Annotated in this window: 20 protein-coding genes; 10 read left to right on the top strand and 10 right to left on the bottom strand. The window is 60.6% G+C overall.

Translation table 11 applies throughout. From position 1 onward, the window contains the following. Positions 1 to 30: 30 nt before the first annotated feature. From GSF67_RS10415 to GSF67_RS10400, 4 genes are read right to left on the bottom strand one after another with little or no spacing between them, the layout of a single operon-like run. Positions 31 to 2,115, bottom strand: coding sequence for a hypothetical protein (locus tag GSF67_RS10415; RefSeq protein WP_006311209.1), 2,085 nt, complete (start codon positions 2,113 to 2,115; stop codon positions 31 to 33). Position 2,116: 1 nt separating this feature from the next. Beyond that, a complete protein-coding gene (locus tag GSF67_RS10410) occupies positions 2,117 to 4,927 on the bottom strand; it encodes a DUF4159 domain-containing protein (protein WP_006311208.1) in 2,811 nt (936 codons plus the stop codon). After that, the gene (locus GSF67_RS10405) at positions 4,924 to 5,838 is read right to left on the bottom strand and encodes a DUF58 domain-containing protein (RefSeq protein WP_006311207.1); all 915 of its coding nucleotides are present in this window, start codon (positions 5,836 to 5,838) and stop codon (positions 4,924 to 4,926) included. The genes GSF67_RS10410 and GSF67_RS10405 overlap by 4 nt, the downstream gene beginning before the upstream one ends. Before the next feature lie 37 nt (positions 5,839 to 5,875). After that, positions 5,876 to 6,886, bottom strand: coding sequence for a MoxR family ATPase (locus tag GSF67_RS10400; protein ID WP_006311206.1), 1,011 nt, complete (start codon positions 6,884 to 6,886; stop codon positions 5,876 to 5,878). Between the two features lie 175 nt (positions 6,887 to 7,061). On the opposite strand from GSF67_RS10400, the gene GSF67_RS10395 reads away from it, so the two are divergent. The 3 genes from GSF67_RS10395 to GSF67_RS10385 are packed head-to-tail and all read left to right on the top strand — an operon-like array spanning position 7,062 to position 9,573. After that, entirely contained in the window at positions 7,062 to 7,691 is a 630-nt protein-coding gene (locus GSF67_RS10395) for a DUF1285 domain-containing protein (RefSeq protein ID WP_006311205.1), read from the top strand. Then, positions 7,688 to 8,320 (top strand): CoA pyrophosphatase, encoded by a 633-nt coding sequence (locus tag GSF67_RS10390; protein WP_006311204.1) that lies wholly within the window; start codon positions 7,688 to 7,690, stop codon positions 8,318 to 8,320. Before GSF67_RS10395 ends, GSF67_RS10390 begins: the two co-directional genes overlap by 4 nt. Further along, positions 8,317 to 9,573: a CCA tRNA nucleotidyltransferase gene (locus GSF67_RS10385; protein WP_006311203.1), complete on the top strand. Its 1,257-nt coding sequence runs from the start codon at positions 8,317 to 8,319 to the stop codon at positions 9,571 to 9,573. Before GSF67_RS10390 ends, GSF67_RS10385 begins: the two co-directional genes overlap by 4 nt. A 26-nt stretch (positions 9,574 to 9,599) precedes the next feature. On the opposite strand, the gene GSF67_RS10380 is transcribed toward GSF67_RS10385, so the two are convergent. The 3 genes from GSF67_RS10380 to hemF all read right to left on the bottom strand — a co-directional run bounded on the left by GSF67_RS10380 (position 9,600) and on the right by hemF (position 11,199). Beyond that, positions 9,600 to 9,785: a DUF1059 domain-containing protein gene (locus GSF67_RS10380; protein ID WP_006311202.1), complete on the bottom strand. Its 186-nt coding sequence runs from the start codon at positions 9,783 to 9,785 to the stop codon at positions 9,600 to 9,602. 113 nt (positions 9,786 to 9,898) lie between these two features. After that, positions 9,899 to 10,165, bottom strand: coding sequence for a hypothetical protein (locus tag GSF67_RS10375; protein WP_006311201.1), 267 nt, complete (start codon positions 10,163 to 10,165; stop codon positions 9,899 to 9,901). A gap of 122 nt (positions 10,166 to 10,287) precedes the next feature. Beyond that, a complete protein-coding gene (gene hemF, locus GSF67_RS10370) occupies positions 10,288 to 11,199 on the bottom strand; it encodes an oxygen-dependent coproporphyrinogen oxidase (protein ID WP_006311199.1) in 912 nt (303 codons plus the stop codon). A 126-nt stretch (positions 11,200 to 11,325) separates the two neighbouring features. On the opposite strand from hemF, the gene GSF67_RS10365 reads away from it, so the two are divergent. Beyond that, complete coding sequence (locus GSF67_RS10365; RefSeq protein WP_006311198.1) at positions 11,326 to 11,601, top strand: hypothetical protein; 276 nt, start codon at positions 11,326 to 11,328, stop codon at positions 11,599 to 11,601. A 58-nt stretch (positions 11,602 to 11,659) separates the two neighbouring features. Here the strand turns inward: GSF67_RS10365 and GSF67_RS10360 are convergent, their stop codons facing one another. Beyond that, a complete protein-coding gene (locus tag GSF67_RS10360) occupies positions 11,660 to 13,312 on the bottom strand; it encodes a Na/Pi cotransporter family protein (protein ID WP_006311197.1) in 1,653 nt (550 codons plus the stop codon). 173 nt (positions 13,313 to 13,485) lie between these two features. Next, a complete protein-coding gene (locus GSF67_RS10355; protein ID WP_006311191.1) occupies positions 13,486 to 13,971 on the bottom strand; it encodes a tRNA (cytidine(34)-2'-O)-methyltransferase in 486 nt (161 codons plus the stop codon). Positions 13,972 to 14,206: 235 nt separating this feature from the next. On the opposite strand from GSF67_RS10355, the gene GSF67_RS10350 reads away from it, so the two are divergent. The 3 genes from GSF67_RS10350 to GSF67_RS10340 all read left to right on the top strand — a co-directional run bounded on the left by GSF67_RS10350 (position 14,207) and on the right by GSF67_RS10340 (position 19,320). Continuing rightward, positions 14,207 to 15,082 carry a phosphodiesterase gene (locus GSF67_RS10350; protein ID WP_006311190.1) on the top strand — a complete coding sequence of 292 codons (876 nt, stop codon included), beginning with the start codon at positions 14,207 to 14,209 and terminating at the stop codon, positions 15,080 to 15,082. Between the two features lie 379 nt (positions 15,083 to 15,461). Then, a complete protein-coding gene (locus GSF67_RS10345) occupies positions 15,462 to 17,312 on the top strand; it encodes an ABC transporter ATP-binding protein (protein WP_006311189.1) in 1,851 nt (616 codons plus the stop codon). Positions 17,313 to 17,436: 124 nt separating this feature from the next. Continuing rightward, positions 17,437 to 19,320, top strand: coding sequence for an ABC transporter ATP-binding protein (locus GSF67_RS10340; protein WP_035214764.1), 1,884 nt, complete (start codon positions 17,437 to 17,439; stop codon positions 19,318 to 19,320). 53 nt (positions 19,321 to 19,373) lie between these two features. On the opposite strand, the gene GSF67_RS10335 is transcribed toward GSF67_RS10340, so the two are convergent. Continuing rightward, positions 19,374 to 20,306: an endonuclease/exonuclease/phosphatase family protein gene (locus GSF67_RS10335; protein WP_006311187.1), complete on the bottom strand. Its 933-nt coding sequence runs from the start codon at positions 20,304 to 20,306 to the stop codon at positions 19,374 to 19,376. A 309-nt stretch (positions 20,307 to 20,615) separates the two neighbouring features. On the opposite strand from GSF67_RS10335, the gene petA reads away from it, so the two are divergent. Genes petA through GSF67_RS10320 form a run of 3 tightly spaced genes read left to right on the top strand, consistent with a single transcriptional unit; the run spans position 20,616 to position 23,462 of the window. Beyond that, positions 20,616 to 21,194: a ubiquinol-cytochrome c reductase iron-sulfur subunit gene (gene petA, locus GSF67_RS10330; protein ID WP_006311186.1), complete on the top strand. Its 579-nt coding sequence runs from the start codon at positions 20,616 to 20,618 to the stop codon at positions 21,192 to 21,194. A gap of 14 nt (positions 21,195 to 21,208) precedes the next feature. Then, positions 21,209 to 22,531 carry a cytochrome b N-terminal domain-containing protein gene (locus GSF67_RS10325; RefSeq protein ID WP_006311179.1) on the top strand — a complete coding sequence of 441 codons (1,323 nt, stop codon included), beginning with the start codon at positions 21,209 to 21,211 and terminating at the stop codon, positions 22,529 to 22,531. A gap of 22 nt (positions 22,532 to 22,553) precedes the next feature. After that, complete coding sequence (locus tag GSF67_RS10320; protein ID WP_006311178.1) at positions 22,554 to 23,462, top strand: cytochrome c1; 909 nt, start codon at positions 22,554 to 22,556, stop codon at positions 23,460 to 23,462. The last annotated feature ends 207 nt before the right edge of the window (positions 23,463 to 23,669 follow it).

Raw genomic sequence — 23,669 nt, 5'->3', positions numbered from 1 at the left:
GCCCGGCGCTGCCGCCGGGTTAAAGCCCCTTTACCGGCCCTCACGCCACCAGAGCGCGGAGAAGGCAAGCAGCAGGGCGCCTAGCCCGGCAAAACCGGCAAATAGCGGCAGGGTGTTGACGCCTTTCAGCACCGTCTCGTCGGTCAGACGTATCAGCATGCGATCCTCGTCGGCAACCCTGATGTCACCCCGCACCGGCAATATATCGGGTAGCGCGATGCGGCCGGAATTGTCGGCCACGCGGTGCACGCTGCCCTTGGTGGCGTCAGCCAGCGGTTTCAGCGTCTCTGTCGTTGAAATCATCGCCTTGAATTCCGGCGCATCCACCGCGCCGACATGGACGAGGGTGGTGAAATCACCGTTCTTGATCTCGAACAGGCCGGTTTCATCCATACGGCGCTCGATCTTGTAAAGGCCGGGCTCGGTGGTGGTGAAGGCCATGTTTTCGGTCTTGCCGGAGGGGAAACGCACGCTTGCCTGACCGGGATCGTCGCCGATGGTCTGGCGGGTGATCTGCAGGGTGCGGCCATTGGCGCGCGCCGTCAGCGCCTCTTCCTCAAGTTCGGGTTCCTTCATCAGCCAGTGGGCGATGCGGCGGTAAAGTGCCACATGCGGTCCGCCACCTTCAAAACCACGCGCCCAGAGCCAGCCCTGATCCGACAGCAGCATGGCGACACGGCCTTCGCCCTGACGGTTCAGCACCAGCAGCGGGTCCTGCCCGTCGCCCAGCATCACGGTCTGACCTTGCGGCGGGTCGACGCTGATGGTGCGGAACCAGCGGCCCCATTGCGGCGGCTCGTTGCCCGAGCCTTCCAGCCCACGGGTGACAGGGTGTTTCTTGCCCGCTTCCGAAAGGCGTGGATAGAAGGCGGCCTGATGCACCTGACCCGTCGGCTGAGCCGGAAGCACGGAGGCGAGCGGGGTCATGGCGATCGAATCCTGACCGGCATGTTCCGGCCCGGCTGCGATCAGGAGCGCGCCGCCCTTTTCGACATATTGGGCGATGTAATCGTAATAGAGGATCGGCAGCACGCCACGATGCTGGTAGCGGTCGAAGATGATGAGATCGAAATCATTGATCTTCTCGACGAACAATTCGCGGGTCGGGAAGGCGATCAGCGACAATTCGTTGATCGGCGTGCCATCCTGTTTTTCCGGCGGGCGCAGAATGGTGAAATGCACCAGATCGACCGAGGCGTCGGATTTCAGGAGGTTGCGCCAGGCGCGTTCGCCGGCATGCGGCTCGCCGGAGACGAGCAGCACGCGCAGGTTCTGGCGGATGCCTTCGATCAGATGGACGGCGCGGTTGTTCGCAGCCGTCACTTCACCGGGAAGTTCGGCGACGGAAAATTCCATGACATTGTTGCCGCCGCGCGGAACCTTGAAATTGAACGGCGTTGGCTGGCCGGGTGTGGCCTGCAGCGTGGCGATTTCTTCGCCGTTCATCTTCACCGTCACTTCCGCCGAACCACCACCAGCGGGGCGGCCGTCGTCGAAGACGCGTAACGTCAGCTGCTGTTCTTCATTGACGATGCCGAAGCGCGGGGCGCGGACGATCTCGATACGACGGTCGAATTCATCGGCCTTGCCGGTGATTAGGCCATGCACGGGCGCGCGGAAGCCGAGCGCCTGTTCGGCATTGGGCAGTGCATTGGGGATATCGTGAATCTGGCCGTCGCTGAGGAAGATCGCGCCGCCGACGCGGGACGGCGAGACATCGGAAACGGCGGAGGAGAGTGCCGAGAAAAGCTGCGTGGAGGGCGAATCGCTCTCGCCATTGTCGCGAACTTCGACGATGCGTGGCTCGATGCGCGGGAAGCGGGAGAGCCGGTCCTTCAGCGTCTCCAGCGCCGTATCCGTCATCTGCGGCCGGTCCTGTACGTCCTGGCTCTGCGAACGGTCGACGATGACGGGCACGATGGTGGAAAGCGGCTCGCGTTCTTCCTGCGTCAGAAGCGGGTTGGCGATGGCCACGAGCAAGGCGACAAGCGCCAGCCCGCGCAGCCATGCGCCACGCACGCCGCGCCACAGGCCGATGAAGGAGAGGGCAAGGGCTGCAACGGCCAGAATTGCGATCACGATCCACGGAAGGAAGGGGGCGAAGGTCAATGTCATGTCACTGCCCCAACCGTTCGAGAAGTGCGGGAACGTGAACCTGATCGGCCTTGTAGTTGCCGGTCAGCATATACATCATGATGTTGACGCCGGAGCGGAAGGCGTGTTCGCGCTGCATTTCGTCGGGCGGCACTGTGGGCAAAACCGGCGCGCCCTGCGCGTCCACGGCCCATGCTCCGGCGAAATCATTGCCCGTTATCATGATCGGCGTCACGCCGTCGCCGGAGGAGGAGAGGCCGGAGGTGGTCTTGGCCGCGCCCTGCCGGGATTCCACCCAGAGCGGCGAACCATTGTAACGGCCGGGGAAATTGGTGAGCAAGTAGAAGGATCGCGTCAGAACGTGGTCTTCCGGCACAGGCTCCAGCGGCGGAATATCGATATTGGCGAGGATCGCCTGCAAACGTTCGCCATTGGCGCTGGTCGAGCCGGTGTCGAGCGAGGAGAACTGGTCGCGTGTATCGAACAGCACCGTGCCGCCGGCGCGCATATAGGCATCGATGCGTGAGATGGCGGCGCTCGACGGCATGGGGGCAGTTGCCGATACGGGCCAGTAGATGATCGGATAAAACGACAATTCATCCTTGGAGATATCGAGCCCGACCGGCTGGCCGGGTTCCAGCGTTGTGCGCCAGGTGAGGAATTCGCTCAACCCCTGCAAACCCTGTTCGGAAATGCGGTCTACATCGTCCTCGCCGGTGCGGACATAAGCGAGATGGGTCGTGTCCAGCCGCTCGAAAATCTGCTCGTCGCCCGGTTTTGGGTCGTCGGCGCGCGCGTCCGTTGGGGACATTGCGGCGAAGGCGCCGAGCGCCAGAAGCAGGGTGGCGACCGTCGCGCTGCGGGCTTTCGGCAGGCGCGCGAAGGCGCCGTTCATGAAGAGCACGATCAGGCTGTCGGCGATCAGCATCATGAAGGCGGCGATGAAGAGGGCGGGGCGCAGCGATTTCGCGGTTTCGCCGATCAGCGCTTCGTTTGTCGTGCTGACACCGGCAACGGATGTGTCGAGCGGGCGCAGCGTCGCACCTGCCGGTAGGAGATTGAGAGCCACGAAACCATCCTCTGTGCCATAAAGGCCGGGGGGATTGTCGAAACCGGTGCGGGGCGGCTGGCCGGCACGCATTTCGAGCGGACGGGCGGTGCCGATTTCGGCGGACATCGCGCCTTCTGCGGTCAACAGGCGGAAGGGGGGCAGGGCCGCAGCGGGGGCATTGGCGGAGGCGGAAGCACCGCCTGCCTTCGACAGTTGCACGATACGGCGCAGCATGTCGACGAAATGGCCTGAGATCGGCAGGTCGGACCAGCTGGCCTCGGCACTGACATGGAACAGCACGATGCGGCCTGCCTCGACATTGCGGGTGGTGACGAGCGGTGTGCCGTCGGCAAGGCTTGCCCAGGTGCGCTCAGCCAGATCCGGCGTCGGTTCGGCCAGAACCTGGCGTTTGACGAGAATGCCATCGGCCTTCGGCATGCCGGCAAAGGCGCCGAAAGCGGGAAAATCGGCAAGCGGCTGCGGTTCGGCCCAAGAGAGTGCGCCGCCGAGTGCGCGTTCGCCCTGCCGCAATGTCACCGGCACCAGCGGATCGTCGGCGGGGGCTGCGGCAAGGCGCGGCCCGGCGAAGCGGATCAGCGTGCCGCCGCCGGCCAGCCAGCGCTGTAGCGGCTCATAGGTTTCCTGCGGCAGACGGCCAATATCGGCCATGACGATGACGGATGGGTTGGATTGCAGGATTTCCGGGATGGCTTGAGCAAGGTCCGCCTGCCGCTGCGGAATGAGATCGGCGAAAGGCTGGAGCGCACGGCTGATGTAATAAAGCGGCTGCAGCAGCGGCTGGAAATCATTGCCGGTTTCCCCGGCCAGCAGCGCCACGCGGCGGCGGCGGAAACCGTCATCGAGAAGATGCACCGCACCCGCCGTCGACACACCTTCGATGGAGAGGCGGGCGAAATCGTTGCGCAGTTCGAAGGGTGCTTCCACCGTGGCCGTCGTTTCGGCCGCGCCGGGCGCAAAGCTTGCGGTGCCGTTGGCGAGAATGCGGCCCTGGCTATCCTGTGCATTGACGGTGAGGCTTGCCGCTTGCGCCGTATCGAGCCGCGAAAGGGTAACGCTCATGGCATCGGCATTGTTGGTGGCGCCGGTAATAGCGGTGATGGCTTTGCCGTCACCTCTGACGATGCGGAATTCCGCGGGTGAGAGGCTGGCGAGCGTTCTCATCGCGCTTTCATCCTGCGCCGTCTGAACGCCGTCGGCAATGTAAGCAAGCGTGCCGGGGGGCGTGCCGTTCAGCGCTTCAGTGATGGCTTCGGCCGTGCGCACGCGGTCGGGAACCAGCGGCTTCGGCTTGGCGGCGGCAAGCTTGTCTAGCGCCACGGCCGTCGTTCCCGATACGGCATCATGTTCGGCATCGGCGGTGAAGCTGATGGAGACGGGGCGGTCGGCCCGTTCCGCATCGCCGATCAGCGCCTGCGCGGTTGCCACGCGTCTTTCCCAGTCGGGTGCGGAGGCCCAGCTGTTATCGACCACCAGCACCAGCGGGCCGGAGCCGGCAATGCTGTTGTTACGCGGGTTCACCACGGGGTCTGCCAGCGCAAAAATCACGGCCGCGGCGAGCGCGATGCGCAGCAGGGTCAGCCACCACGGGCTTTTCGACGGCGATTCCTCGCGCTTCAGCACCGTCGCCAATATCTTCAGCGGCGGAAAAACCTCCGCCTTGGGGCGCGGCGGGGTGAGCCGCAGCAGCCACCAAATGGCGGGCAGCGCCAGAAGACCGAAGAGGATGTAGGGGCTGGTGAAGACAAAAGGCAATGCGCTCATCGGCGGCCACCGCCCTGTGCCGGCGCGCCGGAAAGATACATGTGAACGGCGACAAGCGCCTCGGAGGCGAGATGATCGGTGCGGTGGAACACGAAGTTCCAGCCGAGACGACGCAGCGACGAGGACAACGCCTCACGTCTTGCGAGATAGGCGCGGGTGTAATCCTCGCGAATGGTCTCGGCGCGGCCGGAGACGAGTTTTTCGCCCGTTTCGGGATCGCTGAATTCGGTGCGGCCGGAATAGGGGAAGGTTTCTTCGGCCGGATCGGCGATTTCCACCACATGGCCGCGTAAGCCGCGCCGCGCGAGCGGCGAAATCCGCTCCATGACGTTTTTCGCATCATCGAGAAAATCGCCGATCAGGACGATATCGCTCGCGCCCCGGATCATGGAAGTGTCCGGCATGCCCGACGTCAGCGGCGCATGCATGATGGCGGCGGCCAGCCGCTCGGCAGCGTTTCTTGCCGAGACCGGCTCCATGATGCCGGGGCAGCCGATGCGCTCGCCAGAGCGCGCCAGAATTTCCGCCAGCGCCAGCATCAGCACCAGCGCGCGGCTTTCCTTGGAAACGGAGCCGAGGGTGGATTTGAACATCATCGACGGCGACATGTCGGCCCACAGCCAGATGGTGTGTGCTGCTTCCCACTCCCGGTCGCGCACATAGGTATGGTCGTCGCGGGCCGAGCGTCGCCAGTCGATGCGCGACAGGCTTTCGCCTTCGGCATAGGGGCGGAACTGCCAGAAATTTTCACCGATGCCGCGCTTGCGGCGGCCGTGCCAGCCGGCGGTGACGGTGTTGGCGATGCGTTTTGCCTCGACCATGCAGTCCGGCACCAGGGCGGCACGCTGGCGCGCACGCGCCAGAACTTCGCTACCCGGCGTCTTGTCTACGATCTGGCCGATGGATGCCACAGGCACTCCTTTCGCGAAAGGTTAGGTTCGCGTCTTTTTAATTCTTCGCCTGTTCCACGAGGGCTGCGATGACATCACGCACCGACATGCCTTCGGCGCGGGCCGCAAAGGTCAGCGCCATGCGGTGTTCCAGCACCGGTTCGGCCAGTGCATGGACATCATCCAGCGACGGCGCGAGCCTGCCTTCATAGAGCGCGCGGGCGCGTGCGGTCAGCATCAACGACTGGCCGGCGCGCGGGCCCGGGCCCCAGACAACATTTTTGTCGGTGAGTTTGTTGCCATGGCCGGGGCGGGCGGAGCGGACGAGCGACAGGATCGCGTCCACCACCTTGTCGCTGACCGGCATCTGGCGGATGAGAGCCTGAATTTCCATCAGGCGTTCGGCGCCGATCACCGGGCGCGCTTCGCCCGAAGCGGTGCCCGTTGTGTCGAGCAGAATCTGACGTTCGGCGGCGAGTTCTGGATAACCAACGTCCACCTGCAGAAGGAAGCGGTCGAGCTGGGCCTCGGGCAGCGGATAGGTGCCTTCCTGCTCCAGCGGGTTCTGGGTGGCAAGAACGTGGAACGGCTTCGGTAGCTCATAGGTCTGGCCGGCCATGGTGATGTGGTATTCCTGCATGGCCTGAAGCAGTGCGGATTGCGTGCGCGGGCTGGCGCGGTTGATTTCGTCGGCCATCAGCAACTGGCCGAAAATCGGGCCCTTGATGAAGCGGAAGGAGCGGCGGCCGTTTTCATCCTGGTCCATGACTTCGGAGCCGAGAATGTCCGAGGGCATCAGGTCCGGCGTGAACTGGATGCGGTTGGCATCGAGGCCGAGCACGGTGCCGAGCGTGGTGACGAGCTTGGTCTTGGCGAGGCCGGGCACGCCGACAAGCAGCGCATGGCCGCCGGAAAGGATGGCGAGAAGCGTGTTCTGCACCACTTTCTCCTGACCGAAAATGACCTTGGAGACTTCCGTGCGGATCGCCGCTATGTCGGAAAGCGCCTTTTCGGCCGAGGCGACGATGGCCTTTTCATCGAGGGTTTCGCCGGTATTCATCACGCCCATGTCGCTCTCCTCATACCTTCGCCGCTCTCACAGTCGCATCCCGGTTTTGCTGATAGCTGGTCGGGACGGATTTTGCGCTGCATATAGCTTATTGCTCTCTTGGCCGCTGACAAGCGCCATTCGAATGACTATGTCGTGACTTAGTATTTCCTTATCGGCAAAGCGAGACTCGAATATGCCAGCGGAGACGATAAATTCGGCTGGTGATGCGGCAGGGCTTGCGGCGATGATTTCCCGTGCTGCCGAACAGACCGGTGACGCCAAGCGCGGACCGGCTCCAGTCGAGCGCTGGAATCCGCCTTTTTGCGGCGATCTCGACATGGAAATCCGGGCCGATGGCACCTGGTTCTATCTCGGCACCCCCATCGGCAGGGCACCTCTGGTGCGGCTGTTTTCCACGGTTCTGCGCAAGGATGAGGATGGCAAAACCTATCTCGTAACTCCTGTGGAAAAAGTCGGTATCCGCGTGGTGGATGCGCCGTTCGTGGCGGTGGAGATGAAGGCGACTGCGGGGGAGGAGGACGGCGAGCCGTTGCTTACCTTTCGCACCAATGTCGGCGATGTGGTGGAGGCGGGACCGGAGCATCCGCTGCGCTTCGAGATTTTCGGTGAGAACCGAGAATTGAAGCCCTATATTCTGGTGCGCGGCCGGCTGGAAGCGCTCGTTTCAAGGGCGGTGATGTATGATCTCGTGGCGCTTGGCGAGGTGGTCGCCGTGGATGGGGTTGAGATGTTCGCGGTGCGCTCGGGCGGGATGATCTTCCCAGTGATGCCGGCCAAGGAACTGGAACGGCTTTCGCAATGACAATGACGACACTGAAAGGTTTTACCGCCAGCGATTTCCGCCGCCGGGTGCTGCAGGAAGGTGAGGGCGTGGCCGAGCGGGAAAACGGCGACCATGTGCTCAATCCGGGCGTGGTGCTTTCTGGCAACGGCATCCGGCTGAAGGATGCCGCCGTGCTGATACCTGTTATCGACGATGGCGACGATGCGCGGGTGATCTTCACCCAGCGTACATCCACCCTGCGCAAACATTCAGGCCAGATTTCCTTTCCGGGCGGTGGCATCGACGCGGAGGACCGCACGCCGGAAGAGGCAGCGTTGCGCGAGACGGAAGAGGAAATCGGCCTGTCGCGGTCTTTCGTAGAAACGGTTGGACGGCTGCCGGATTACATTTCCGGGACGGGATTTCGTATCAAACCGGTGCTGTCGGTCGTCCGCCCCGGTTTTGACCTGACGCTTAATCCCACTGAAGTTGACGAGGTTTTCGAGGTGCCGCTGTCCTTCCTGATGGACCCGGCCAATCACGGGCGCGGCAGCCGCATCTTTCAGGGGAAGGAGCGGTTTTTCTACGAAATGCCCTATGGCGAACGCTACATTTGGGGCATTACCGCGGGCATCGTACGAACGATTTACGAGAGGTTTTATACATGAATAGCCTTGCCGGGCAGGACTGGTTCGAAAAACCGGCGCTGAAGCGCATCTTTGCGCTTCTGAATGCCGATGGCGGCGAGGTGCGGATCGTTGGCGGCGCTGTGCGCAATGCGCTGATGGATTTGCCGGTCGTCGATGTCGACATGGCGACGACGCTGACCCCTGACGTGGTGGTGGCGCGGGCCAAGGCGGCGGGTATCAAAACGGTGCCGACCGGCATCGACCATGGCACGGTGACGCTGGTCATCGATGGCGAGGGTTTCGAGGTGACGACGTTGCGCCGCGATGTCGAAACCAATGGCCGCCATGCCCAGGTAGCCTTCGGCACGGACTGGCAGACCGATGCCGAGCGGCGGGATCTCACCATCAACGCCCTTTACGGTAACGAAAAGGGTGAGATCATCGACCTTGTCGATGGTCTAGCGGATGTGGAAACCCGCACGGTGCGCTTCATCGGGGATGCGGCGATGCGGATTTCGGAAGATTATCTTCGAATCCTGCGGTTTTTTCGCTTTTTCGCCCATTATGGTTCAGGTCGCCCCGATGCCGATGGCTTGCGGGCGAGTGCGCGGGCCAAGGACAAGCTTGGAACGCTTTCGGCCGAACGGGTGTGGAGCGAGACGAAGAAGCTGCTGTCTGCCCGCGACCCATCCCGCGCACTCCTGTGGATGCGGCAATCGGGTGTTCTCTCGGAAATTCTTCCCGAGACGGAAAAATGGGGCATTGATGCCATTCACGGGCTGGTGGCGACGGAGCAGGCGCTTGGTTGGGCCGCTGATCCGATGCTGCGGCTTGCCGCCATCGTTCCGCCCGACAGGGAGAGGCTCGCTGCGCTTGCAGCCCGCCTCAGGCTGTCAAAGGCCGAGGCGGCTTATCTTACGCATTGGGCTTCTGCCCCTGCCGTCGATCCGGAGATGAAAGAAACGGCATTGGACCGCCTGCTTTACCGGCAGGGTGTCGAGGGCGTGAAGACACGATTGAAACTTGCGCTTGCTTCGGCTCGCGCCGATCTCTCAGCCGGCGATACGGCCATGCACAAAGTCGCGCGCCTTTCGACGTTGCTGACGAGGGCAGAGAAGTTCCGCAAGCCGGGTTTTCCGCTGAGCGGTGCCGATGTGATGGCCGCCGGCGTCGAGGCTGGTCCGAAGGTAGGCGAGGTGCTGAAAAGCCTCGAAGAAAAGTGGATCGACGTCAATTTCTCACTCGACCGGGCAGCGCTGACCGCCCGGCTGAAGGATATGCTCGAGAATTGAAGTCGCGGCGAGGGCTGCTTTGCGGCTCAGGCCGCATTTGCCTCGTCGCGGATGCGGGATTTGATGTTTTCGATCATGTTTTCGCGGATGATGGTTTCACCGTGGGCTGAGCGCATATGATCCACGGTACGGCGCACCACCTCCGCGTCATCGTCTGCGCGGGTGTGCCAGGCACAACCGGGAACAAGCGTTCCACATTCAAAAAGTCTCATGGTCTTGCCTCCCTGTTCAAGTGAGGGACAGCATTGATGTGATGCTGTCCCTCCGACAAGAAACGAACGTTCGCCGCTTATGTTCCAGAGTGGCGTCCGCCCTGTTCAGGCCCCTATTCGGGCATTGCCCAGCACTGGAAAACAGAGGAAGTTCCAGCTGCCGGGATTTTTGTACGAGGCATTTCGTCATTATCGGCGCGCTTGACCGTCTTTCCGGCCAGCGTGCGTTTTACCTGTTCGACATAAAAGGAATGCGGCAGTTCGCGATCACCCGTAGCACGCATTTCCGCGGCCAGGCGGTCAATCAATTCGGGGGTATCGATGGATTGCGATGCTCCCTCGGGGGAAGCGGAAATAGGCATGCTGTTTGAAGTAATCATGACGATAGCTCCTCCAGTACGTCTGCGGGAGGAGACTACCACTGCCTTGATTTTTCCATAAGTCCTAATTTGCGCTATTTGCGACCAAATGGCTGATAAGCGTCAAATTTTCGTGAGGTTTTTTAAGGCCAGCGCACCACCGGCGGCAGCGATGACAGGATTGATTCGACGTTACCTCCGGTCTTCAGACCGAAGATCGTGCCGCGATCGTAAAGCAGGTTGAATTCCACGTAGCGGCCGCGGCGGATGAGCTGCTCGTCGCGGTCCTCTTCCGTCCAGTTCTGGTTGAAATTGGCACGGACGATTTTCGGATAGACGAGGTTGAAGGCGCGGCCGACATCCTGCACGAAGGTGAAATTGGCGTCCCAGCCGCCTTTCTCCTCGTCAGGGTGCAGCCAGTCGAAAAAGATGCCGCCGGTTCCACGCGGCTCGTCGCGGTGCTTCAGGAAGAAATATTCGTCGCACCACGTCTTATATCGCGGATAATCGGCGACCGGATGACGGTTGCAGGTGATCTCGAAGGCGCGGTGGAACAGCTGGGTATCCGGGTCCTGCTGTGTCCGCCTGCGGCCGAGCACCGGCGTCAGATCCGCACCGCCGCCGAACCAATGGCTGGTGGTGACGACCATGCGGGTGTTCATGTGCACGGCCGGCACATTGGGATTGACCGGATGGGCGATAAGCGAAAGGCCGGAGGCCCAGAAGCGCGGGTCTTCTTCCGCACCGGGTATCTGCTTGCGGAACTCGGGCGAGAATTCGCCATAGACGGTGGAGGTGTGCACGCCGACCTTTTCGAAGACGCGGCCTTCCATCATCGACATCTTGCCGCCGCCGCCTTCGCCATTGTCGCGCAGCCAGTCCTTCTGCACGAAGCGACCGGGCTCCTGATCGGAAAGCGGGCCGGTGAGTTCGTCTTCCAGGGTTTCGAAGGAGGCGACGATGGTGTCGCGCAGATGCTGGAACCACGCCTGGGCAACGGCCTTCTTGTCTTCAATGTCCTCGGGCAAGCCCTTCGGCAAGATTGGCCGTTCCATGCATAGTCTCCTTAGAAGTCGATTCCCTGTCGCGTCTAGCAGGTGCCGGCTTCATGCACAAATTCGACTCGCCAAGTTCACATGCGGACACTATCTTTATCGATGTAGGTGCCAGAGGTGAATATCATGACGAAATTTGCCGGACTGCCGCCCCTCGACGGGCTGAAGCGCAGGATCGCCAATCATCGCAGGGAACGCGAAAGCGCCGGCGGCGAACAAAAACGCGACGGCATGTTCGTGCGCCAGACCTTCTGTCTCGGCCGCGAGGAAGCCCGCGCCAAGGCGCGCGAATGGTTCGACAGCTTTCCGAAGGCGGCCTATTGGACGGAAGTGGAAAGCTGGCGGCAGCTGGAAGGCGACCGCATAGAATTCACGATGCGGCGGCTGCCCTCGGCCGATTGAGTCTTAGAGGGTTTTCGTATTTCCGGACGGAAAACCGGGGCCACTTTTCTGGAAATGATCAGGCGCGCGGTTCGGCGTAACGCAGGCGGCTTTCGATCAGCACGCCGCTTTCATCCAGAATGGGATGTGCCACCGTCACGATATGGGCGTTGATGCGCTTCAGGTCGCGCAGCATGTCTAGATGCAGCGAACTGGTCTGCATGCTCTCCGCCAGCCCGTCGCGCAGCCGCTCCAGATGGCGGTTGGAGGATTGTTTTTCGAGGCGGCGTATATCCACCTTGCTTTCCATCAACCGGCGGGCAAGCTCGAAATCGCCTGTTACCAGAATGCTCTGGGCAGCACGCAGGTTCTCGATGGTCATGTCGAACAGGGTTTTCAGCTCCTCATAACCGTCGTCGGAAAATTTGAAGCTGTTCAGCACCTTCTTGCGGATCTGCTCGCAAATGCCCTTTTCGATGATATCGCCGATATGTTCGAGATTGATCGCATAATCGATGATGGCGATCGAACGGCGCGCTTCCTCGTCAGTCAGTCCCTTGCGGCCCAATTGCGAAAGATAGACCTTCACCTCCTGCTGGCGGCGGTCGACCTTCTTTTCGAGCAGGGCCACTTCCTGAAGCGGCGCCAGATCATTGTGCTTGAAGGCGTTTTCGGCGCGGATCAGCATCCGCTCGATGCTGTCGCCGACGCTGAGGACTTCGCGGGTGGCATTGGCAAGCGCCACGACCGGCACGTCCAGCGCCTGCTGGTCGAGGAAATTCGGGCCGTCTTCTGCTTTCGGATCGCCGGGCACCAGCTTAGCCATCAAATCGGATATCAGGCCGGAGAAGGGCCAGGCGAGTGTCGCCAGAATGAGGTTGAAGATGAGATGGGCATCAACAGGCAGTTTGGCGGGCGAAAGCGGCAATTGCTGCAAATACGTTGCGCCATAGGAGGCGAGCGGCATGGCAATCAGGCAGCCGATGGTGCGCACGACGAGATTGCCGATGGTGATGCGACGCGCCGATGCCGGACCGGAGAGCGTGGCGATGACGGGCGGAATGGCGCCGCCAAGATTGGCGCCGAGAATGAGAACGATGATGAGGCCGGTAGACAAGGTGCCAGTGGCGGCCAGCGACAGGATGAGCACCACGACGGCAAGGCTGGAGGAGGAGACGAAGGCGAGCACGGCGGAAAAGATCAGCGCGACAGGCCATGCGCCATCCAGCAGGCCAATGAAGACGCCTAGCGCTGGCGAAGCGCGCATCGGTTCGGTGGCGCCGCTCAGAAGATGCAGCGACAGAAGCATCAGGCCGATGCCGATGACGGCGGTTCCGCCACCCTGTCTGGCATTGGAACTGCCTTTTTTGAGGATAATGCCGGCAAGGATCAGCAGCGGCGAGAGCCATTCGACGCCGGCCGCAACAATCCAGGCGGTAACGGCGGTGCCGACATTGGCGCCAAGCAGCACGACTTGCGCCATGCGCGGCTTGATGAGGTCCCGTTCGGCGAAGGAGGCGACGGTTAGCGCCGTCGCCGTCGAGCTTTGCAGGGCGACGGTGGCGAAGAAGCCGGAAAAGAAGGAGCGCGGGCCGTTCTGGGTGCCGGTAGCGAGCACGCTTCGCAGTTTCATGCCGAAGGCACGGGTGACGCCATCCTTCACCTGGGCAAGGCCGAAGAGCAACAGCGCGACGGCGCCGAGAAGGTTGACGATGACAATTGTGGATTGCATGCGACGTCTCCTCACACCCGCCGGCGCACGGTCCCGGCGAGAGCGATTTTTATTGTCCGGCTAATCAGTATAGGAGCGTGAATGCTCACCGTACAGGCCGGGTTGCGACAGTTTCGCGGTAAAAGCGGTCAATTTTCATATTTGCCTGAAAAATTGGCTGCAAAGATGGCAGGTCACGACCATGCCGTCTGGCGCAGGGCTTCGCCGGTGACCATCGCCGCCGACATGGCGACGTTGATCGAGCGCTGTCCGGCCACCATCGGGATGATGATTCGCTCATCCGCCTTGTCATGCACATGATCAGGCACGCCGGCACTTTCCCGGCCAAACAGCAGGATGTCATCGGCGCGATAGGTGATGTCGGTATAGGGCAGCGCGGCCCTGGTGGAGGCGAGAACGAGGCGGCGACCGGTGCTGGCCCGCCACTCCTCGAAACGATCCCAGCTGACATGGCGCGTCAAAGCCGCCGCCGCGATATAATCCATGCCCGCCCGTTTGAGATTGCGGTCGGAAATATCGAAGCCGGCAGGCTCGATGATGTCGACGCCGAGGCCAAGACAGGCGGCCAGCCGTAGGATGGTGCCGGTATTGCCGGGAATATCGGGCTGGTAGAGGGCGATCCTGATGTTGGGCCCTGTTTCAGGCAGAGTGTCGGGCATGGTTTTCTCTTCGCATTCGGGACTGTCGGACCGATTATCACGGGTGAATAGCCTGTGACAGATGCGGCTGGGAAAAGTGCCTTTTTAAGACCGTTGGTCGACGGATGTTCATTCGCATGACACATAGGCAGGCTACCCAATAACCAACCTATCGTCAGAGAAATCAAAAGGTCCGGGAATGTCCAAGGGCGGTTTCGGATGGGATTTCTGTGCCTAGCAAAACGGGAAAAAAGCCATGTCCGACCGGGTGAATTTCGTCCATCTGACCGATCTGCATATCGGCAATCCGCAGGTGCAGGATGATGATCTTTATTCCGAGACCTCGGCCACGCTGTCCGCCACGCTCGCGCAGGTAAAGGCGCTGGTGCCGCCACCGGAATTCATCGTCGTCAGCGGTGACCTGACCAACCGGGGCGATGCCGGCAGCTATGAGGAACTCAAACGGCTGATGGCTGAGGCGGAACTGGATGCGCCTGTGCTTTTCGCGCTCGGTAATCATGACCGTCGCGACGGGTTTTACCCTGTCATGCTCGACCGTCATGAGGGCGTGGACGAGCCGTATGACCATGCCGAGGTGATTGCCGGTATCCACATCATCGTCATGGACACCAGCGTTCCGGGCAAAGTCGGTGGCGCTTTCGAACCCGGCCAGATCGAATGGCTGGAGGAGGAACTCGAAAATCATCCTGAACTGCCGAAGCTGCTGGTGATGCACCATGCGCCGGCGCTCGATTTCGACCGTCCCGAGGCGGAATGGGAATCCCTGTCGTTTGACGATACCGAGGCTCTGGACGAGCTGTTGTTCGAACATGATGTCATCGGCATTCTGGCGGGTCATATCCACTATGACCGTATGTCGCACTGGCAGGGCATTCCGGTGGTGGTCGGCATCGGCCAGCATTTCGCCACCGATCCGCTGTGGTTGCATGAGGGCGTGCGCATGTTGTCCGGTGCATCCTTCGCCATCGGCACGATTAGGGACACCGGCCTCACCGTCACCTTCGCGCCGCAGCCCAGCGATCGCCGGGAACTGAAGCGTCACACGCAGGCCGGCATGACCGAGTTGATCACGGACTATGAGAGTGGTCAGGCGCAGGACGCAGCCGAATAGGACAGAGCATCACGGCAGTCGATGGGCGTAAACCTTTGCGGGTAATCCGCCCCTTTGCGCTACCCGACACAATCTTGAGTTTTCGCGCGCATCGGTATCTTTCCGACTGGTCATTGCTTAATTTTTGCGCTACAAGGCCATATCTTCAACACCAGCCAAGGGAGGTTTTCATGCCAAATGACATTCGTATTCGCCTCCCGGCCCCAGTAGTGCTGCTGCTGGCCTAGGTGTTGCCCCGCGGTTCAACCGCGTTTCCCATTTCTCGATTCGTCATGTGGCTGTTGCGGCCATATCCAAAGACTTTTCCGTTCCGTCGTGAGCCATATTTGTGTCTGCTCACCATGTCACGATGGAACGATTGATTGCCGGAGCTTGGCCTATGTTTGGCTGGTTTGAAAAACGCCTCGATCCTTTTCCCTCTTCGACGCCTGATGTGCCGCCGAAGACGCTTTTGTCGTTCATCTGGCATTATGTGAAACCCGCCTGGCCGTGGCTGCTGCTGCTCGGCCTGATGTCCATGGGCATCGCCATTGCGGAAGCCATGCTCTACAAATTCCTCGGCAATATCGTCGACTGGCTTTCCACGGCCAATCGCGAGACGTTTTTTGCCGATGAAGGCTGGCATCTGATCGTCATGGCGGGGCTGGTGCTATTCCTGCTGCCGCTGATGGGCGCGATCCACACCATGACGATGCACCAGACGCTTGCCGGCAATTTCGGCATGATCGCGCGCTGGAAAATGCACCGTTTCCTGCTGCGCCACTCCATGAACTTTTTCGCCAACGAGTTTGCGGGCCGGGTTTCGACCAAGGTGATGCAGACGGCGCTGGCGATCCGCGAAGTGGCGCTGAAGGTGATCGACGTGTTCGTCTATGCGATCAGCTTCGTCGTCTCGATGCTGTTCATGGTCGCGGCGGCGGACTGGCGGCTGGTCATTCCGCTGCTGGTGTGGCTCGGTATCTATATGGCGATCCTTGCCTATTTCGTGCCGAAACTCGGCCGGCTGGCGCAAGAACAGGCCGATGCACGCTCGATGATGACGGGACGGATCGTCGACAGCTATACCAATATCTCGACGATCAAGCTGTTTTCCCATGCGGGGCGTGAGGAAAGATATGCGCGTGAGGGCATGAACGTGTTTCTCGGCACGGTTCACCGCCAGATGCGCAAGATTTCCGGCTTCAACATCCTGATCGACCTCAACAATGCCGTCGTATTGTTTTCCACGGCAACGCTTGGGCTGTATTTCTGGATGCAGGGTTCGGTGACGGCCGGTTCGGTCGCCATCGCCATCAGCCTTGCCATGCGCGTCAATGGCATGTCGCAGTGGATCATGTGGGAAGTCACGTCGCTGTTCGAAAATATCGGCACTGTCTATGACGGCATGTCGATGATGACGAAGCCTCATGATATTGTCGACGTTGCGAAAGCGCCTGAGCTTGCAGCGCCGCAGGGTGCAATCCATTATGACAACGTCCGCTTCCACTACGGCAAGAACAAGGGCGTGATCGACGGACTGACGCTCGACATCAAGCCGGGCGAGAAGGTCGGCCTTGTCGGCCGTTCCGGTGCGGGCAAGACGACGCTGATGAACCTGCTTCTGCGCTTCTATGATCTGGAAGGCGGCAGGATCACGATTGACGGGCAGGATATTTCCAAGGTGTCGCAGGACAGCCTGCGCGAGCTGATCGGCGTCGTGACGCAGGATACCTCGCTTCTGCACCGTTCGATCCGCGACAACATCGCCTATGGCCATCCCGAGGCCACCGACGAGCAGGTGATCGCGGCGGCGAAGCGGGCAAATGCCTGGGACTTCATCGAAACGCTTTTCGACATGCATGGTCGGCAGGGTCTCGATGCGCAGGTGGGCGAACGTGGTGTAAAACTCTCCGGCGGCCAGCGCCAGCGTATCGCGATTGCCCGCGTCTTCCTCAAGAACGCGCCGATCCTGGTGCTTGACGAAGCGACCTCGGCGCTCGATAGCGAAGTCGAGGCGGCGATCCAGGAGAACCTGTTCTCGCTGATGGAAGGCAAGACGGTGATCGCGATCGCCCACCGCCTTTCGACGCTGACCGAAATGGACCGGCTCATCATCCTCGACAAGGGCCGGATCGTGGAAGCGGGCAGCCATGCGGAACTGGCGGCGATGGGCGGCATCTATGCCGACCTGTGGCGGCGTCAGTCCGGCGGCTTCATCGCCGACCACGAGGCGGAAGTGGCTGCGGAATAAGGAAAGCGAGAGGGCGGGGGAACATTCTCCGCCCTCTTTCATTTTCCTGATGTTACCGAAATATAATCTTTTCCCGAAGCCGCTGCGGCTGTTCCCGAGTGGGGAATCCGCCTATATCCGGATCATGGTCACTACCCGCATCTTCGAGTATTTCGAAAACTGGATAAAGCCCTTCGCCCGCAAGGACGATTTGCGGCCGCCTGAAAGTACATTCGCCTTCATCTGGTTTTATATCTCGCAGGCCAAGGCGCCGTTTTTCGCGATGCTGGTGCTCGGCGGGCTGACGGCGGCCATCGAGGCGGCGCTGTTCTGGTTCGTCGGGCGGCTTGTCGATATTCTCTCGACGGTGAAACCGGATGAGGGTTGGGCGGGGTTGCTTGCAGCCCATGGCGGGGAACTCGTCGGCATGCTGGTGCTGATCGGCATCGTGCGGTTTATCGTCACCATGATCACGGCGCTGGTGGACCAGCAGATCATTACGCCCGGTTTCTACAATCTGGTGCGCTGGCAATCCTATATGCATGTGGCGCGGCAGTCGCTGACCTTCTTCCAGAATGATTTTTCCGGCCGCATCGTCACCAAGGTCTGGTCCGGCGGGCAGGCGGCGGGCGATCTCGTCACCTCGCTGATGGAAAGTGTCTGGTTCGTCGGTATCTACTCGGTTTCCATGCTGTTCCTTATCGGCGGGCTGGACTGGCGGCTTGCGGTTCTCGTCGTCGTCTGGGTGGCCGTCTTCTCGCTGCTGGCGCGGTATTTCGTGCCGCGCATCCGTTACCATTCAAAGGAGACAGCGGAAGCTGCCTCGATGCTGTCAGGCCGCATGGTGGATGCCTATAGCAATATCCAGACGCTGCGGCTGTTCGGGCGCGACGACGCCAATGATCGCTACATGCGCCAGGGCTTCGATATTTTCCAGACCTCGACGATGAAGTTTACGCGGTTCATCACCGGCGTGCGCGCCTCCATGGCGCTGCTATCGGGCGTGATGATCACCTCCATGGCGGCGCTCTGCATCGATCTATGGCTGTCCGGCAAGATCAGTTCCGGTGCGGTGGCTTTCACGCTGGCGCTGGTGCTGCGCCTCAACTTCCTGCTTGGGCGGTTGATGACGCAGTTCAACGGTATCATGCGCAATTTCGGCACGGTGCAGAATGCCGCCGAATTGATCTCGCAGCCGATCGGTCTCGTTGACGCGCCTGACGCGGCGGTGCTTGAGGTCAAGAAGCCGAGCATCCGTTTTGAGAAGGTCAGCTTCCATTACGGGCGGGCGAATGGCGTCATCGACAATCTCAACCTCGAGATCAGGGCCGGTGAAAAGGTCGGCATCGTCGGCCGCTCCGGCGCCGGCAAATCCACGCTCGTCAACCTGCTCCTGCGGTTTTACGATGTCGAGAAAGGCCGTATCCTGATCGATGGGCAGGATATAGCCCGTGTTAGCCAGGAATCCCTGCGCGCCCATATCGGCATGGTTACGCAGGATACATCCCTGCTGCATCGTTCTATCAGAGACAACATCATGTTCGGCCGTACGGATGCCACAGAAGCGCAATTGATTGAGGCGACGCGCCGGGCCAAGGCGGATGATTTTATCGACAGGCTGGAGGACCAGCGCGGCCGCAAAGGTTTCGATGCGCATGTTGGTGAACGCGGAGTGAAACTCTCTGGCGGCCAGCGCCAGCGCATCGCCATTGCCCGCGTGATGCTGAAGGACGCGCCGATCCTCGTGCTCGACGAGGCGACTTCAGCGCTCGATTCGGAGGTGGAGGCGGCGATCCAGAGCAATCTGGACGAGCTGATGCAGGGCAAGACGGTGCTGGCCATCGCCCATCGCCTGTCGACGATTGCCGCTCTCGACCGGCTGATCGTGATGGATCAGGGGCTTATCGTGGAAGAAGGGAGCCACGCTGAGCTTGTCGCACAGGGGGGGCTTTATTCGGAGCTTTGGGCGCGGCAATCGGGCGGCTTTCTCGACGCGGAAGACGTGAAGCAACGGGACGAAGCGTCATAAGCGGCGGCCTTCGGCCGCCGTTTCTGCATGGCGATGCCATTGCCTGTCGCGCATTACCGGCCGATCATGAAATCCGCCATCAGTCCGAAATGATTGGAACCGAGGCTGTCCGGCAGGCGTGTGGTTTTCATCAGGGTCGCCGGCTCGCGGGCGAAGATGTGGTCGATGGCGATACCGAAGCGGCCGGCCTCTGTCGGCCATGTGGCGGGTTCGAAGGTCGCTTTTTTAAGATCGTTGGCGGCGAGGAAAGCACGCATGTCGGGGGCGATGCTCGCCGAATTGAAATCCCCGGCCAGAATGAGCGGGCCGGTGACACGAAAGAGAATTTCGCTGACTTCATCGAGCTCATCGCGGTGGTATTCGTCGAAATAGGGTTTGGTGATATGGCCGGCGGCAAGCGTCAGTTCCGTGCCGTCGAGATCGACATGCGCAATCGCAAACCGGTCTCGTCGAAGATCGCTGAGGCTATGAAAACGGCCTTCCAGCAATGGTCTTTTTGACAGGATGACCAGATCGCAGCCGGGCGTACCCTCATAGCAACCGAGCCTGTGCGGATAGGTTTGCTGCAAACGCGGCAGAACCGATTGCAATGCCGCCGCTTCGAAAAGGTACACCGCATCCGCACCTGATTCGATGATCCTGTCGGCAATTGCATCCGCATTGGCCGCGTTGTCCATCAAGACGTTGAAGGACAACAGCCGAAAAGGTTTTGCGCCGGGTGCGGCGGTGGCGGCTGTGGAAAATTCCATCAGCATCGCGACGGCGTGGATGGCGAGCGCAAGCGCCCAGACCAGAAGCACGGCCGTAACGACATCGCGCGTCAGCCAGAAGATGAGGCCTGACAGCAGGATGCAGACGATGGCGATGTGAAGCTGGAAGCTGGTGACGAAGGCGAGAAGCCAGAAATCCGTCACATAACGCAGGCTGGCAATGAAAAGAACGGCAGCCACAGCCGTGGATACCATGCAAGAGAGCTTCGCCGTCATCCGAATCCCTGCTTTCCAAGCTCTCCCTTGAAGTCTCCTAACATGGTGCATAGATGCACACAATGTTGCCCGCCTGCCAAGGTCGGCGAAAAAATGACAGCCAAATCGGGCGCTTCGGGCAGAATTACGGCAGCTTTGTGTGCTTTGCTCTTGCCAAGTCGGTCAATATTTTGCGATCACACAGAGTGACGCGGTTTCTTGATGCCGCAGTTGTGTCCAGGGCGATGGGACGGAGTTTGTCCTGGATCAAATCATAGCGGGAGGACTCATGCGATTTACGGCAAAAACAGCGCAGAGGATGGTGTAGCGGTGAGCGAGCACGTAACCAATCACGACGCTTCGGGTGAACCGACCCGTCGCGATTTTCTTTATCTAGTGACGGGAATGGCGGGCGCCGTCGGTGCCGCCGCCGTTGCATGGCCCTTTATCGACCAGATGCGTCCCGATGCATCGACGCTGGCACTCGCCTCCATCGAGGTGGATGTCGCGGCCGTCGAGCCGGGCATGTCCTTGACCGTGAAGTGGCGCGGCAAGCCGATTTTCATCCGCAACCGCACGGCAAAGGAAATCGACGAAGCCAATGCGGTCGCGCTCGGCGATCTTAAAGACCCGGTGGCACGCAATGCCAACATCGCCCCCGACGCGCAGGCGACGGACATTGACCGCTCCGCCGGTCAGGGCAAGGAGAACTGGATCGTCATGATCGGTTCCTGCACCCATCTCGGTTGCGTTCCGCTCGGCCAGGCCGGCGATTTCGGCGGCTGGTTCTGTCCCTGCCATGGCTCGCATTACGATACGGCGGGCCGCATACGTAAGGGTCCGGCGCCGCAGAACCTCGCCATCCCGACATTTGCATTCACATCCGATACCGTGATCAAGATCGGATAAGGGGACAGTTATTCATGAGTGGCCATTCCAGTTATCAGCCGTCCACCGGCATCGAGAGGTGGATCGATTCGCGGCTTCCCTTGCCGCGCATGATCTATGACAGCTTCGTTGCCTATCCTGTCCCACGTAACCTGAACTATGCCTACACTTTCGGTGCGATGCTTGCCGTCATGCTGATCGTGCAGATCCTCACCGGCGTCGTGCTGGCCATGCATTATGCGGCCGAAACGACGGTCGCCTTCAATTCCGTCGAAAAGATCATGCGTGACGTCAACCATGGCTGGCTGCTGCGCTACATGCATGCCAACGGTGCGTCGTTCTTCTTCATCGCGGTTTACCTGCACATTGCCCGCGGCCTTTATTACGGCTCCTACAAGGCACCGCGTGAAATCCTCTGGATTCTCGGTTGCGTGATCTATCTCCTGATGATGGCGACGGGCTTCATGGGCTACGTGCTTCCCTGGGGTCAGATGTCCTTCTGGGGCGCGACCGTCATCACCGGCTTCTTCACGGCTTTCCCGCTCGTGGGTGAATGGATCCAGCAGTTCCTGCTCGGTGGCTTTGCGGTGGACAATCCGACGCTCAACCGCTTCTTCGCACTTCACTACCTGCTGCCCTTCATGATTGCCGGTGTCGTCATCCTGCACATCTGGGCGCTGCATGTGACGGGCCAGACCAACCCGACCGGTGTGGAAGTGAAGAGCAAGACCGATACGGTGCCCTTCACGCCCTATGCGACGCTGAAGGATGCGCTTGGCGTTTCGGTGTTCCTCATCGCCTATGCCTGGTTCATCTTCTACATGCCGAACTTCCTCGGCCACCCTGATAACTACATCATGGCGGATCCGCTGAAGACACCGGCCCATATCGTGCCGGAATGGTATTATCTGCCGTTCTACGCGATGCTGCGCGCCATCACCTTCAATGTCGGGCCGATCGATTCCAAGCTCGGCGGCGTTCTCGTGATGTTCGGCGCGATCATCGTGCTGTTCTTCCTGCCCTGGCTCGATACGTCGAAGGTTCGCTCCGCCGTCTATCGTCCCTGGTACAAGATGTTCTTCTGGCTGTTCGTGGTCAACGCCATCCTGCTCGGCTGGCTGGGTTCGCGCCCTGCGGAAGGAACTGGCCTGATCGGCCTGCTCACCGGCGATCTGAAGGGTAATTATGTCGGCTATTCTCAGCTCGGCACGCTCTATTACTTCGGTTTCTTTCTCGTCATCATGCCGATCCTCGGTCTGGTCGAAACGCCCCGGCGTATTCCGAATTCGATTACCGAGGCCGTTCTTGAAAAGAACGCCGCCAAGAAGGGCGCCGCTCCAGCGGCCGCCCAAGTCTGAGCGCGAAGGAAGGATGACGACAATGAAGACGCTTCTCACGAGCATCGCGCTTATCGCCGCCATCGGCTGTTCCGCCGCCGCTTTTGCGGCGGAGGAGAGCCACGATCTCGCCGCCCAAACCACGCATGCGATCGCCGGCAATCACTTTCCGATCATCAAGCCTGAGGAACAGAGCTGGTCTTTTGCCGGTCCCTTCGGCAAGTATGACAAGGGCCAGCTGCAGCGCGGCCTGAAAGTCTACAAGGAAGTCTGCTCTGCCTGCCATTCGATGAACCTTGTTTCCTTCCGCACGCTGGGAGATCTCGGTTATTCGGAGGAGCAGGTGAAGGCCTTCGCTGCCGAATATGAAGTGCAGGACGGCCCGAATGCAGAAGGTGAAATGTATAATCGCAAGGCCGTGCCTTCCGATCATTTCCCTTCGCCATTCCCGAACCACGAAGCGGCGGCTGCCGCCAATGGTGGCGCCGCACCGCCTGACATGTCGCTGCTTGCCAAGGCGCGCGGCGTGGAGCGCGGTTTCCCGCAATTCATCATCGACATGATCCCGATCATCGGCGGTTATCAGGAAGGCGGCCCGGATTATATCCATGCGCTGCTGACCGGCTATCAGGAGCCGCCGGCCGGCATAAAAAACCCGGATGGTTCGGATTACACGGTGTCTGAAGGGACGCACTTCAACCCGTACTTCGTTGGTGCGACTTCCTTAAAGATGGCGCCGCCGATCAGCGCCGATCAGGTGACCTATGACGATGGTGCACCGCAGACGGTTGATCAATATTCCAAGGACGTCGCTGCCTTCCTGATGTGGGCTGCGGAACCGCATCTGGAAGCGCGCAAGCGCACCGGCTTCATGGTCATGGTATTCCTGTTCATCTTCACGGCACTGATCTATCTCACCAAGAAATCGGTCTACGCCAACAAGGAACATTGAGTATCAATTTTGATGTCTGTATTCATCAGCCTCCGCGGTCTTCCGCGGGGGCTTTTTTATGGGCATTCGTTCGAGGATGTCTGCCTGGTCTGGGCGCGGATCGAGGGAATGTCGGCGGCGGAATGAGCGCCGTTGCCTTTTTAGTTGGTCCGCGGCCGTCAAATTGATAGGGTGGCCCGAACTTCCTGATCCATTTCCCATTTTAAC

This window comes from Agrobacterium sp. CGMCC 11546, from assembly GCF_013365515.1.
In the GTDB taxonomy this organism is placed as follows: Bacteria; Pseudomonadota; Alphaproteobacteria; order Rhizobiales; family Rhizobiaceae; genus Agrobacterium; species Agrobacterium fabrum.
The sequence above is the reverse complement of the archived record's forward strand: the minus strand, read 5'-3'. Positions and strand labels throughout refer to the sequence as shown.